This window comes from Pseudomonas sp. AK-TSAG1-1 (genome assembly GCF_056821665.1).
Window position 1 is genome coordinate 759,539 of the sequence record NZ_CM165965.1, and the last position, 13,812, is coordinate 773,350.

Genomic DNA, 13,812 nt, shown 5'->3' on the forward strand with positions numbered 1-13,812 from the left:
TGAAAGACCTTGAGCAAGCGTTGTCATCGCATAAAGGCAGTCAACATTACGATTCGGTATTGCGTTATTACTTTGCCTGCGTGGGCAAACTCGAGTCACCAGAGTTGATGGAACCGTTGGCCTTGCTCAAACAGACGCTGGAGTTGTTGCGCGGACCGGTCCGGGTACCGCGAGCGAGCGATGTGCAAGCGCCGGCCGCAGCGGACCTTCCACAGATCTGCGAAAAGATCGAAGGGTTCGAAACGCGCCTGCGCTTTGGTATCGAGCAAATGAAAACACCTCCCACGGCGGTGCCGAAGGCCATGCACTTTGTCTGGCTCGGCGGTGGCATTGGCGAGATCCAGCGCGATTATCTCAATGTGTGGCGGCAGGTACTGGCGGGGCAGGGCTATTCCCTCAACCTGTGGTACGACAGTGATGCGCTTCTGGCGCATCAGACCAACAAGCTGATTGTTGAGGCGGCCAAGGCTGATGCATTGCTTCAGGTCGGGGATAGAACCATCACCGAGGACGAACTGGCGACGCTGTACGAAGAGCGCGCGATGGTGCTCAAGCAACAGATGTTCGAGCACATCAACACGGCCGCCGCCGCCGGGCAATCGGCTGATGACGCCAGAATCGACCTGCTGACCCGGGCCTATGGCCAGGAAGCGGGGGCGTTGGAAGCGCTGCTGGAGCGCAATCGTCACAGCCTGATGGCGCTGGCCGGTGATGACCTGAATCTGCGCGATGTGGGTGACGCGGGAAAACCGATGCAGTTACAGGACATTTACCTGCGTGAAACTCGTTTGCGCGGCAATCTGGCGGCGGCCTCCGATATCGTGCGGGTCGAAGCTCTGTTCAATGAAGGGGGAGGGTACGCAGATGTGGATAATCTGCCAGCGCTGGCGCAGCGGCTGGGCACCACCGATATCAGCGAATGGGGCGGGGATGCGCGCATGGGAGCGTTGCAACTGCTGCTCGATCACAACCCCCACTGGATGCCCGGGCGTCAGGCATTGCGCAGTCGCTACACCGATTATTTCGACTCCATTCCTGTGCAGCACCGCGCGCAGTTGGAGGCATTTGCCAAGGCCGGCCCCACATTGGGCCAGGTTTTTGAGCTTCCGGTGCCGGGGATGGCGCGTGTTCACGAGTTGCGCGCGGTGGTCGATGGTTCGTCGTTGAGCAACGCATTTCTGCTGGCTCATCCTCGCGCCGCGATGCTCGAATCGGTGATCGAGCGAATGCGCTTCAACTATGAAGTGATCGACGAAGCGACGTATCTGGCGGTCAAGCGCGGCGTTGCGCGGATTGATTTTGATGGCATGATCCAACTGGCGCGCGAGGTGCTCGAGCGCACCTACGGACCGCTCGACCGGCTGTCGATGGAGCAAGACATTTCCGCCAATTTGCTGGCCAGTGCTGCCGCTGGATATTTCAGCGATGGGATTCGTCTGCAGAGTGAGTGGACTATCTACCTGACCGGTCCCGGGGCCATGCGCAGTGGCATGGCGGATTACGAAAGGCAGCATTTCACTGCCGCCGGGGCGCAAGCGGCTCGCGAGCAGCTTGGCATTGCACCGTTGGCAATGATCAATCGTGCGACAGAAGAAGAGCAGGACCATTCCTGGAAAGACAACGAAACCGACCCACAGAAATGGTTGGCCGATGAGCAGGCCCGCTGGCGGGCAGGACAGTACCCAACCCGCTACCTGGGTGATGTCGCGCAGTTGCTCAAGCATTCAACGATCGAATTCGACAACGGCTGGCCGCTGCTCGAAGGGCGTCCGGTGCTGCTGAGCGACATTCTGCAAAAGCTGGTCGACACCTTGGGTGAGCCGTTCATTCGAGCAATGCGGCGCAGTCACAACGGACCGATTACTTTTGAAACCCCGCTGCCGCTGAGTTTCGACGACCGCCAGGCGATCAAGGCCCAGCCTGTCGAGGTATTGGCGCCGGGGTCATTGAGCGACCCGAAAACCCAGCTCATGGGCCTCGATGAACTGCTCAGCGCAATGGCCAAAGGCACCTTGCATCTGGCGCATGCCAGCCCGTTGCAGCGCCTGACGCTTGGCATGCTGCTTGGTGCGCAGACCTTGGACAACCGACGCTTCGCGTTGCTCGGCGAGGAGCTGGATAACCTCGCCAACAGCGTGGTTGAGTTGGGCGCCTCCAATCGCTATGCGGCCATCGAGCGGCAGTTGTACAAGCGCCGGACACCGGCGTTCATGGCGGGAATGGCCAGCGTGTTCGATGAACCAATGCCGGCGCCCGGGAGTGCGCTGGCGCTCAAGGACGTCGCATTGTCACAGGCCCATACGCCGTTTCAGTGGGGCCGCCAGGTGGCGCGTATCCGGCAGCGGGCGACCCTGGAACACCAGGAACATATCGTTGAGCGCACGGAACAGGTGCTTGAGGAGTTCAACGGCACACACTTCAAACCGGTGCCACAGGATCTGTTGCTGCACAGCGCAGGTGAAGCCGTCGGGGGGCGCTGTTATCCGTTGGCGCTGGTGGTGAGCGCCGCGCTGACCCGTGGTGAGCAGGCTTTCGGCCGCTTGCGCGAGCGCTTCTATCTGGCGGTCGTCGCCCCTGAACAGAGTGATTCGCTGGCGTTTCTCGATGCACTGGAGCAATTGCGCGATGTTCAGCTCAGGGATGTGGGGCAGGCGCTTGGACGGGTCAACCTGGCTGAGGTGACCACCCGCCTTGAGCGTTATTCCGGCCACGGCACCTTTATGCTCAACTCCGATAACCACGCCATGCTCGTGGCGAAAACCGTAGAAGCCGGGCAGGCCAACTTCCATTTCTATGATCCCAACTTCGGGCTGTTCAAGTACGCCAGCCCCGCAATGTTCAAGCAGGGACTGGCGGACTTTTTCCTCAAGCAGGGCATGTCCGGGTACTACGGCGCCTATGGCGAGCCCGCCGCTCCGGAGTTCGATCTGATTGAGGTGCATGGACAACAAGTGGCCGCCCTGCAAGTGTCCGGCGGGTTCTCCGTCGGGCAGTTGCTGGAGTCAGACGCCTTGCCCCAGCAATCCTCGTTGCGTCCGATTCGTCGACGTCTGGCCAGCGCCCATGGTCAATCGCTCGTGGAGAATGCCCATCTGGGTCGCAGCCTGCTGGAACTGGACAGTCGCTGGTGGGGGCAGCAGATCGCCCATGTGACGGCAGGCCTGCAGGATCTGCATGACGTGCCCAAAACATTGGTGCCCGTGTTTGAAACGCTGGAGATCACCGCCGAGGGCCGATATCGGATGAGCCTGTTCGATCCATCGAACGGGCAGTTTGTGACGCAGGTGATCAGTGATGAACCTCGCCTGCTGCGCATCAAGGATTACCTGACGGAGCAGTTTGCGACATTGGGGCGAAAACCCGGAGGCCCCGGCGGGCTGCCGGATCCGTTCGAGGTAGCCAGCGTGCACACGCTCAATGCCGGGTTCACCATCCAGGCCTTGATGAATGCCCTGCGTAAACGCGAGGGGGACGATCGGACGCTGACCCTGGCTGTGCGCCTGCACGCCTACGTCAACTATGCGCAACTGGCCCATGGCACGTTCATGGATGTCGCCGGCGTGGTCAAACTGGTCCAGACCGCGCTGAGCGAAGAGAAGGCTATTGCCCGCACTTGCGCCCCCGTGGTTGGTGAAGCCCTCGGGCATGTGGCCAATGAAGGCGTTGGCGCATTGTTGGGACTGGCCAACGTAGGCTTCGATATCTATCAATTGGCAACCGCCGAAAACGATGTGGACAAGGCGCAGTTCGGCACGCAGCTGGCGTTTGACTCAACGGGTCTGGCGTTGACCGGTGCCGGCCTGGCGGCGGCCGCTACGGGAGCTGCGACAGCGGCGGCGGTGCTGGGCGGCGTTGGCGTCATGTTCGGTGGTTTGGCCGTCGGTGTGGCCGCACTGGCCCAAGGGTTTGCCAGCATCGCCCGGGACGCGCAAGCAGTCGGGTTGTTTTTCGATGCCCTCAAGCGCAGTGCCTATGGCGTCGGCTATCGCTTTGACGAGGCCTTGCAATCGTGGGTGGTGCAGCCTTCTTCCCTGAGTATCGAATGCCTGGATCTGAAGGCTGGGCGACTGCTGTTGGGGCGTCCGAAACTGCTCAGGCTGCGCGACCATTTCGGCGTGCCGGACTGCGATCCTGATGATGCCAAGGCAATCGATATCCGCCAGCAGCTGGGGTTGCGGGGGCAGATCAGGCGCGAGCTGCCTGCTGGGCAACGCATCATCCTGCCGTGCACGCCGCAGGCGTATTACGGTTATGAGTACAAGGCGCTGCCCTTCGCCTCGTGGCGACACGACACCGGTTTCGATACGGCACGTCAGCTTGAGAAAAAGGATCGGGACGGGCAGTGGCAGTTTCTGTTCACGTTTTACTCTTTTCCGTCCCACTACATTGTTCAGCGGTTGCTGCCGTCCTACCGGGATACGCTGATCCGGGTGCTGCTGGATGCGGCCGATCGGGAGCTGGTCGTGCCGGATCTGCCGCAGGCTTGGCAGGGCAAGGTGTCGTATGAACTGACGGGGGCCGGGGCTTCGTGCTCGTTGAGCCTGACCCGCGGGATCAAGGTCGAACTGCAGGCGCCGGGTATCAGCGATCATTGCCGCTGGGTACTGGTGGCAACCTGGGCCACGCAGAGCGATGTGCTCCTGGGCCGATATGGCGCGTTGTCTGTCGGCGGTGTCGAGGTGACGTGCTCAGGCAAAGGGCGTCATGAAGTGCTGGTCAGGCTGGCCGATCAGCGCCTGTTCAGGCTCGATCGCGCAGCGCTGACGTTCGAGCTGCTGGAGGACACCGCGCCGCCAGGTCTCGATGAGTCGGCATTGCTCCAACACTACAAGACGCTCGCTCGGGAGCACCGTCTGGCGCTGCCTTATACGCCGGTTCACCATTACCTGATCCCCTTCGAATCGCCACAAAAACCGCGCTACACCACGGCCTGGTATGACGCCGGCGAAGACCGTTTCCTGTATATCCGCAATGAACAGGTGCAGGCCGACAAGGCATTGTTGGGCGCGGTGGTCGACGGGTTCGCGTACTTCCATGAACCGGAGAATGCGTTTATCTGGCAAGTCGACGCCGTCAGCGGGTTGCTCAAACACCGCTATCGGCTGTTGCAGATGCCGGGCAAAAGCTCGGTGCTCAGCATCGAGGCGGATGAACATGGGGTGATTCATGTTGTGCAGACGCTTGTTCAGGAGAGGCACGAGACGCTGCAGTACAGGTTCCTGATTCATCAGGGGCAGTTGCTGTTGAGCTCCATCACCCACGATATGAATCGGCGGCTGTCGGTCGAACTGTCTGGCGTCGACACGCTGACGCGATGGCAGCAGGTGGTGGGTGACTATCTGCCGCAATTGCCGGCGCCTGAGCAGGACGGAGCAACCACGATTGACTGGGAGCCGGCGTCTTACGTGTCGGTGTGCTGGATGTTCGAGCCCAATGTGCGGGACATGGTCTGGATTCGCGGTCGCGACCGTTTGTTGATTCATCCGGTGCCGCGCCCGAAGCGCGCGCGCGGTTGGCCTGACTCGATCAAGAACCTGAACGATCTGATGCTGCTGACACTGGCGCAGGACAGTGACCTGTTCGTCGTCTACGATCGGCCCAGGCAGCGGCTTTGCCGGCTCGAGCGGACAGTGTCCGAAGGCAAGTCCAACTGGTCGCATGCGTGGGTGGAACCGAACGGTCTCCAGCAGGTTGTGGCTGTCGGGGATGCCTATCAGGCTGTTACCGAAGATGGCTTGTTCTTCAATCTGAACCGGCAGGGCGAGGTGCAGTTTGGCGGCGTCACCGAGCAATGGCTCAAGGGGCGTGCGCACTGGTGGCAGGCACTGGATGCGGTGCTGGCGCAATACCCGGTCGAGGATTTTGCGATTCTCGGTTTGCGCAACACCCAAGTCGATGCGCCTCTGTGCGCCTGGTATGTGGATCAACGCCTGTTGCTCACCGAGCCGGCAAGCCGAGGCGACACCCGTCTTCTGGGCGTTACCCCGGACAAACGACACGTCTGGCTGTTCGAACCGGCGACTGGGGAGATCAGCCGTCAGACGTTCATCGATCCCCGGCAATTCACACGGGCATTCGGTGATGGTGTGCAGTTGTTGCACGATGATGTGTTGCCGCCATCGCAACAGGAATGGGAAGACTGGACGTTTGCCGATGTGAGTCTCGACGGTAGCGGCCTGCGGGGTGTTTCGGTTGAAGGCGTAATGCTGACGCTCACGTTCGATCATGGCGAACGGATCACCGGGGTCAACAACGCCTGGGTCGCAGCGCAAGGCGAGCACCTGGTCGAGCGTCTGCAAACGTTGCTGGAAGCGTTCGAGCACGAGGCCTTTGTCTCGGTGGAGTCAGGACCTGGCCGCTTGCAATGGTATGACGTGCAGCGCGCAAGGCTGATCCAGATTGCTGACGCTGATCTGCCCGCCGACTTCGACCTGTTGGGTACGCGGCGTCAGGCTCAGGTGCTGCTGCATCAGCGCGGCGACGGAATCGTGCAGAGCTACCCCGCTCGGCAGCGTCTCGGACCGTTCGATTACCTGCAGCGAAATGCCAAGGTGCTGGTGGTCGAGGGGCAGATGAGGATCGGTGATTTGCTGCCGTTGCTGCCGGACGGAGTTGACACGCTGGTTCTGCGATTGGGACAGGGGGCGCTGTTCCATCTGTCCAGAGCGCTGTGGCTCAGGCTGCAGTCCGTCATCGTCGACTGCCGCCACGCGGCAAGCGAGACCATCACGCTCCCGGGCAAACTGAACTGGGCGCTGCAAAGCCCGCAAAAGCTGCAACTGGAGATCGTCGGCGAACACCTGGTCATTATCGATCCGGATACTGAGCACAGTCTGATCTTGCGGGATGTGTTCAGCACCGATTCGGCGCTGTGTGGTGAAGTGTTCCTCGGCTTTGACGGACAGTTTTCGCTGCCGGTGTCGCGCCTGGTGCAAAAAATGCGCGGGCGTCAGGCGAGTGCCACGATGGCTACGATGGAGGAGTTGCTGGCCGTCGCCGTTGCGTAGTCATCCTGAAGGTCTGAAGCCGATCTGAATCGGTGTGCCCGGCAGGCAAAGGCCACGAGCAGATGTGCTCGCGGCCTTTGCGGTGATCAAGTCAGGGCACCAGATAGCCCTTGACGCCGGTGAAGATGATCTGCGCTGCCAATGCACAGACAAACAGCCCCATCAGTCGACTGACGATCTGCAATCCCTGATCGCCCAGAATCCGCTCGATCCGGTTCGACAGATACAGCACCACGCCGACTGTGAAACTGGCCAGGGCGATGCTCATGATGGCGGTGAGTTTGTCGTCCCAGTGTGGCTGGCTGACACCCATGACCAGCAGGGCACCGATGGTGCCGGGGCCGACCGTGAGAGGAATGGTCAGCGGCACGATGGTCACGTCCTGTTGCACGTTGTCCGCCTGCACGGCCGGCTTGCCTTGGGCCATGCCCAGCGCCGAGATGAACAGCACACTGCCGGCGCCGATGCGGAACGCGTCGACGGTGATCCCGAACACATCGAAAATCACTCGCCCGAACAGATACAGCAGGACGCTGGAAACCAGGGTGGCCACCGCCACTTTCCAGGCCAGGCGCCGTTGCTCCTTGCGCGAATATCCCCGGGTCAGGCTGATGAAGCAGGACAACACGAAGAACGGGCTGTAGAGCACCAGCATCTTCAGGTAAACGCTGAATAACACGTGGAGCATGAGGTCGGCTCGCATCCGGAGAGTGATGGCAGCGAGTCTATCAGTCGGTTAGTTGCTTGTGTGTGCAAAAGTTAATGCGTGCGGCAACGGCTGTTCGCAATGGCATCTGGTTAGTTGGTTTATTGTTGTTTGTTGGTTTTATTTTGTTGCTTGTATATGGTGTTACAGGTTTTGGTTTGTGGCTGTGTGAATGTTTGGTTATGGTCTTTCTGGCAAGTTCATGAAGAGCTTGCTAGTACTTAATAAGGAAATTCTGATGCATGATCAAGTTATTCTCGATGGTTATATTTCTGCCTGTGTGAAAGCGATTGAGGCGTGTGAGATTGACCAGCCGATCGTTATTCGTTCGCGTGGCCTGATGGCGGCTGGGGACACTATCGAAGCACCTTCGAAAGGCTCTGTTGTGGGTGAAGGTACGCTGGGTTTTGCCGGAAAACTCACTGCCGAAAACCGTTCGGATGCCGAAAACGCCTTTCTCTTCGCAACCCGTGCTGCGAATAAAATGTACCCCGCAGAACATCAGGGTAAAGAATGGTATTTGCGCTTTCGCGAAGTCATGACCCTGGCCGGCTGGACACCGATCAGCAAGTACTACAGTGATCTGGGCGTGGCTGGCACCAGCGTGCGAATGGACAAGCTGGTATTGGAGATTCTCGGCTCGGTGGTTGCCGGCGTTGCTCTGCCCGGCCCGGCTAGCGCATTGATGATCAAGGTGGCGGGGGATGCGATTGCGGCCCTGCAGAAGCGTGATACTGCTGCGCTGACTGTCTATGAGCGCAATCTGCTGGAACATGGCGTTGGCGGCATTTCGGCCGGTGCGTGCGTCGAAGTTGAAGGCGAGGCCATGATGGCCGTGGGTGCGGTGCGTTTCCAGCGCAAGAACAGTTCTACCCAAGTCATGTTCGTGGACGTCGATGTACGAAATGTGAATCTGTATCGCGGCGAAACGGTATTTGCCAAGAATACATTGGTGGCTGAAGGTGTTCGTGAATCGATCAAGAGCAAACTGATTCCTCACAAGAACCAGATCATCGATATTGAAATCTAAACGATTGAAAAAGGCAGCTGATTATTGGCTGCCTTTTTTGTCAGGGGCGTTGATATGAGTTGCGACTATTCTGTGTTGATCGTCGGAGTGGCTGTTGTAGTGATTCCGTCTGCGGATGATTCAAGACACTATAAGGATTTGATCAACTCCATGTTGCTGGCGCAACTGGCAGCCAACAAGAAGATCGAAAAAACACCGGGCGTCAACTGGTATGACGTGTATGTGGGATTTCTGGACAACTATTGGTTGCGCCATTCAAGAGAACGCCAGGATCTGTCTATCGCAAACGATAATATCGAGTCGGTCGCAGACTGGACCGTCGCGGCGTTGTTCAAGGACCCCGGGGCTGACAAAAGCGCTGCGGCATTGGTGCTGCAGCGTCTGACGCTTCTGTCCGGCACTGAGCCGGCATTGGTGTTGCTGCGACAGCATGTGCAGAAAGTCTCCCCGCCTGAACCGGATGAGGCGCGTGCGTCCGCCAGGGCTGTGCGCCTGCTGGTAGCCGTCGCGAACTCGCCGACGTCGGTGACAAGTGTCTACCTCGAACTCGAGACCGACCGGATCCTGGGCTGCAACCCTTTGGTTGAGCTGTTTCAGGCCGGGGAGGTGCGCGGCAGCGTGTGCATGCGTTATGCCGCGGCCTCCTTGTCCGAAACCCTCTACGCGCCGGTGCGCGAAGCCATTGCCCTGAAAATCAGGGACAGGCTGGATGACAACGTTGCGATGTTGACATTGCCCGATGAAGAACGCGTTGCAGACGATTGAGGCACGGCCGGACAGGCGCGATGCGCCTGCTCAAAAGGTCGAGGCCGTGCGGTTCTGCTGATCACGCTGCGCCACCCAGTGCTCGATCAACTCACGTAACTGCGACAACTCCACCGGTTTGGCCATGTGTCCGTCCATTCCGGCCTGGCGTGCGCGTTCCTTGTGCTCGGCGAGGATATGCGCGGTCAACGCCACGATCGGCGTGCGGATACGCTGGTTGCTGACTTCCCACGCGCGCAGTTGCTGGGTTGCCGAGAAACCGTCGAGGATCGGCATTTCGCAGTCCATCAGCACCAGGTCGTAACGCTGGGCCTTCATCGCCTGCAGGGCTTCTTCGCCGTTGCTGGCGGTGTCCGGTTGCAGGTTGAGCTTGCCGAGCATGCCGCGAATCACTTTGGTCGAAATCGTGTTGTCTTCAGCGACGAGAATGCGGAAGTCGCTCGGCACCTTGGCTGCCGTGGCGGGCGTGACGACTTGCGGCTGGAACACCACCTGGCCCTTGTTACGCTGGTTCAACTCATCGGCGAGCGTGGTCTTGAGCGTATAGCCGGCCACCGGTTTGGCGAGGATGCGCTTGATCCCGGAGTTGCGCGCGATGATCTTGCTCGGCGCGTTGCTGATGCCAGTGAGCATGATCAATAGGATGTCGTGGTTCAGGCTCGGATCTTCCTTGATCTTGGCCGCCAGTTGCATGCCGGTCATGCCGGGCATGTTCTGGTCCAGCAACACCACATCGAAGTAGTCACGCAGGTGCGCCTTGGTGCGCAGCAGCGCCAGCGCTTCCTTGCCCGAGGGCACGGCGCTGACGTTCAGGCCCCAGGCGCTGCACTGCTGCACCAGCACCTTGCGGCAAGTGTCGTTGTCGTCCACCACCAGCACGCGTGCACCCTGTAGCGGGCCGTCGAGGTCGGAAGTCGGGTGTTCGAGACGGTCGGGGTCCAGCGGCAGGGTCAGCCACAACGTGCTGCCCTGGCTGGCGCCACTCTTGATTCCGAATTCACCGTGCATGAGACGGATCAGTTGCCGGGCGATCACCAGCCCGAGATTGCCACCCAGACGATTGGCCGAGAGGAAGTGCTTGCTGTGCAGTTCGGCGTGCATCAGCGCGTCGCGCTCTTCCGCATCCATCGGCTGCCCGCTGTCCTGCACGGCAATGCGCAGGCGTGGTTTGACGCTGCGCTCGTCGAGGGCGACGACGATCAGCACTTCGCCTTCGTCGGTTTTCTTCAGGGCGTTTTCCAGCAGGCTCAGCAGGGTCTGACGCAGGCGAGTCGGGTCACCGCTGATCACGCGCGGTACCTGCGGCTGGATGAAGCTGATCAGCTCGACGTTCTGCTGTTCGGCCTTGGCCCGGTAGATGCTCAGGCAATCGTCGATCAGGGCATTGAGGTCGAACTGCACGTCGTCCAGTTCGATCTGCCCGGATTCGAGCTTGGAGATGTCGAGGATCTCGTTGATCAGTGTCAGCAGTTCGTTGCCGGCGCTGTGGATGGTCTGCACGTAGTCGCGTTGCTTGACCGACAATGGCGTGCCCAGCAGCAGCTCGGTCATGCCCAGTACGCCGTTCATCGGGGTGCGGATTTCGTGGCTGATCTTGGCGAGGAATTCGGCCTTGGCGTTGATCTCGGCGTTGCTCGCAGCGAGATCGCGGCTGATGCTGAAGCGGCTTTCGGTGATGCTGCGCTGGCGCTCACCCAAGGCGATGCTCATCAGCAGGCCGCTGACGCAGATGAACGCCATCAGGGTCATGATTAGGCCTTGCGGCGCGACCAGGGTCAGCCCCAGCAATGCCGGCAGGATGATCAGCGTGCCGATGTTGAACACCACCATCCCGGCAACAAACAGCCGTGCTGGGCGGTAACCCTTTTGCCAGTGGTAGAAGCCCACCAGCAGCATGCTCAGACCGGCCAAAGCCACCAGCGCGTAAGTGATGATGTTCAGCGGCAGGGTGTTGACGAATAACAGCAGCAGGCTGCAGATCACGATGAACAGAATGTCGCCCAGCAACAGTTTGTTCAGCGGGTGCGCGCCGAGCGGGGCGAAGAAGCGCAGGGCGAACATCAACCCGGCCGGGGCGGTCAGCAGCAGGGCCAGATAGGCGCCGGGAGTCTGGATCGCGTGCCAGTTCGGCAGCCAAGGGCCGGCGAGATTGAGCAGCAGCAACAGACTCAGGCCCAGCAGGCCTTCGCAGACGGCGAGCCACAGGCTGCTGCGCGAGCGCGAGTAGGCGTAGCGCACGAGGTTGTGCAGCAGCAACATGCCGAGGCAGCCGAACAGCAGGCCGAAGATCAGGGTCTGGTTCTGGTTGGCGGCACTCATCACCGCCGATTGCAGGGTGATGTGCGGGCGCAACTGATGGTCGGAAACCATCCGCAGATAGACGTCGAGGGACTTGTCGCTTTGCGGCAGCGGCAGCAGGAAATCGCTGCTCGGCAGCGGCCGTTCGACCTGCGGCTGCTGGGTGCCGGAGATTCGTTGCTCGATCAGCTTGTCGCCGTCCAGCACGTAGAGACTGAGGTTGGACAGGTCGGGGGCGAAGATTCGCAGCACTTGCTCGTGCTTGCCCGGCGCCAGTTTGAAGCGCAGCCACAATGCGCCATCGGGTTCGGCGGCCGTGAGGCGGTCGAGTTCGATGGGGCTGAATTGATTGGTGTAGCGAGCCGAGCGGATGTCGCTCAGTTGCAGATTGCCCTGATCGTCAAGCAATACCGACCAGCCACTGCCTTGCGCGGCCTGGGCCGGAGGCATGCAGAGCAAGGTCAACAGCGTGACGGTGAAACTTATGGCAATCCTGAGCCAGCGCACGGCGAAATCCCTTCGTAGGTTGATGCCAGAATATAACGATGCGCGGCGGCGGAACAGCCCGGCGAGGGACTGCATCCCGCGCCGGACTTGAAGGACAGCTTATTCCTGGGTTTCGCCACGTTCACGGGCAATGGCGCGGTAGCCAATGTCCTTGCGGTAGAAGCAACCTTCCCAGTCGATGGCGGCGGCCAGCTTGTAGGCTTGTTGCTGGGCTTCGCTCACGCTGGCGCCCATGGCAGTGGCGCAAAGTACGCGACCACCGGCAGTCACTACGGTGCCATCTTTGAGCGCGGTGCCGGCGTGGAAGACTTTGCCTTCCAGGCTTGCCGCCGTGTCCAGGCCGTTGATCGCTGCGCCTTTGGCGTAGTCGCCCGGGTAGCCGCCAGCGGCCAATACGATACCGACGCTCGGGCGCGGATCCCACTGCGCTTCAACCTTGTCCAGCGCTTGCGCCAGGGCCGCTTCGACCAGCAGCACCAGGCTCGACTGCAGACGCAGCATCACCGGTTGGGTCTCCGGGTCGCCGAAGCGGCAGTTGAACTCGATGACTTTCGGGTTACCAGCCTTGTCGATCATCAGACCGGCATACAGAAAGCCGGTGTAGACGTTGCCTTCTTCGGCCATGCCGCGCACGGTCGGCCAGATCACCAGATCCATCACGCGCTGATGCACGTCGGCGGTGACCACCGGGGCAGGGGAGTAGGCACCCATGCCGCCGGTGTTCGGGCCGCTGTCGCCGTCGCCAACGCGTTTGTGATCCTGGCTGGTCGCCATCGGCAGGACGTTCTTGCCGTCGACCATAACGATGAACGACGCTTCTTCGCCGTCGAGGAATTCTTCGATCACCACGCGCGAACCGGCGTCACCGAAAGCGTTGCCGGCGAGCATGTCGCGCACGGCCTCTTCGGCTTCAGCCAGGGTCATCGCGACGATCACGCCTTTACCGGCCGCCAGGCCATCGGCCTTGATCACGATCGGTGCGCCTTTTTCACGCAGATAAGCCAGGGCTGGCTCGATCTCGGTGAAGTTCTGGTAGTCGGCGGTCGGGATCTTGTGACGGGCCAGGAAGTCCTTGGTGAACGCTTTCGAGCCTTCCAGTTGCGCTGCGCCTGCGGTCGGACCGAAGCAGTCCAGGCCACGGGAGCGGAACAGGTCGACCACGCCAGCCACCAGCGGCACTTCCGGGCCGACGATGGTCAGTGAAACGTTTTTCTCGGCAAAATCGGCCAGTTGCTCAAGGGCCAGCACGTCGATGGCAACGTTCTCGCACTTGGCTTCAATCGCAGTACCGGCATTGCCCGGCGCGACGAAAACCTTCTGCACACGCGGATCCTGAGCCACTTTCCAGGCCAGGGCGTGTTCACGGCCACCGCTGCCAATGATCAAAACATTCATTTCAAAAACCTCAAAAATCTGTCAGGCGCTGCTGGAGCGCTTTATGTGGGAGCGAGCCTGCTCGCGAAAGCGGTGTGTCAGTCAAAACAGTTGTGACTGACAGA

At 60.5% G+C, this 13,812-nt stretch carries 6 protein-coding genes; 3 read left to right on the forward strand and 3 right to left on the reverse strand.

Going from position 1 to position 13,812, the window contains the following annotated elements:
- Window positions 1-20 precede the first annotated feature (20 nt).
- The gene (locus AC1UK9_RS03340) at window positions 21-7,007 is read left to right on the forward strand and encodes a TcdA/TcdB pore-forming domain-containing protein (protein WP_482579404.1); all 6,987 of its coding nucleotides are present in this window, start codon (window positions 21-23) and stop codon (window positions 7,005-7,007) included.
- 91 nt (window positions 7,008-7,098) lie between these two features.
- Here the strand turns inward: AC1UK9_RS03340 and AC1UK9_RS03345 are convergent, their stop codons facing one another.
- Complete coding sequence (locus tag AC1UK9_RS03345) at window positions 7,099-7,695, reverse strand: MarC family protein (RefSeq protein WP_025111770.1); 597 nt, start codon at window positions 7,693-7,695, stop codon at window positions 7,099-7,101.
- A 256-nt stretch (window positions 7,696-7,951) separates the two neighbouring features.
- On the opposite strand from AC1UK9_RS03345, the gene AC1UK9_RS03350 reads away from it, so the two are divergent.
- The gene (locus AC1UK9_RS03350; protein WP_473014365.1) at window positions 7,952-8,743 is read left to right on the forward strand and encodes a hypothetical protein; all 792 of its coding nucleotides are present in this window, start codon (window positions 7,952-7,954) and stop codon (window positions 8,741-8,743) included.
- A gap of 54 nt (window positions 8,744-8,797) precedes the next feature.
- The gene (locus tag AC1UK9_RS03355; RefSeq protein WP_482579407.1) at window positions 8,798-9,508 is read left to right on the forward strand and encodes a hypothetical protein; all 711 of its coding nucleotides are present in this window, start codon (window positions 8,798-8,800) and stop codon (window positions 9,506-9,508) included.
- Between the two features lie 30 nt (window positions 9,509-9,538).
- On the opposite strand, the gene AC1UK9_RS03360 is transcribed toward AC1UK9_RS03355, so the two are convergent.
- Window positions 9,539-12,313 carry a hybrid sensor histidine kinase/response regulator gene (locus tag AC1UK9_RS03360; protein WP_473014367.1) on the reverse strand — a complete coding sequence of 925 codons (2,775 nt, stop codon included), beginning with the start codon at window positions 12,311-12,313 and terminating at the stop codon, window positions 9,539-9,541.
- 99 nt (window positions 12,314-12,412) lie between these two features.
- The gene (purD, locus tag AC1UK9_RS03365) at window positions 12,413-13,708 is read right to left on the reverse strand and encodes a phosphoribosylamine--glycine ligase (protein ID WP_025111766.1); all 1,296 of its coding nucleotides are present in this window, start codon (window positions 13,706-13,708) and stop codon (window positions 12,413-12,415) included.
- Window positions 13,709-13,812 lie beyond the last annotated feature (104 nt).

Excerpts from the sequence above, each read along its gene's own strand:
- AC1UK9_RS03345 (WP_025111770.1), bottom strand. The coding sequence starts at position 7,695 with ATGCTCCACGTGTTATTCAGCGTTTACCTGAAGATGCTGGTGCTCTAC.
- AC1UK9_RS03350 (WP_473014365.1), top strand. The coding sequence starts at position 7,952 with ATGCATGATCAAGTTATTCTCGATGGTTATATTTCTGCCTGTGTGAAA.
- AC1UK9_RS03355 (WP_482579407.1), top strand. The coding sequence starts at position 8,798 with ATGAGTTGCGACTATTCTGTGTTGATCGTCGGAGTGGCTGTTGTAGTG.
- purD (WP_025111766.1), bottom strand. The coding sequence starts at position 13,708 with ATGAATGTTTTGATCATTGGCAGCGGTGGCCGTGAACACGCCCTGGCC.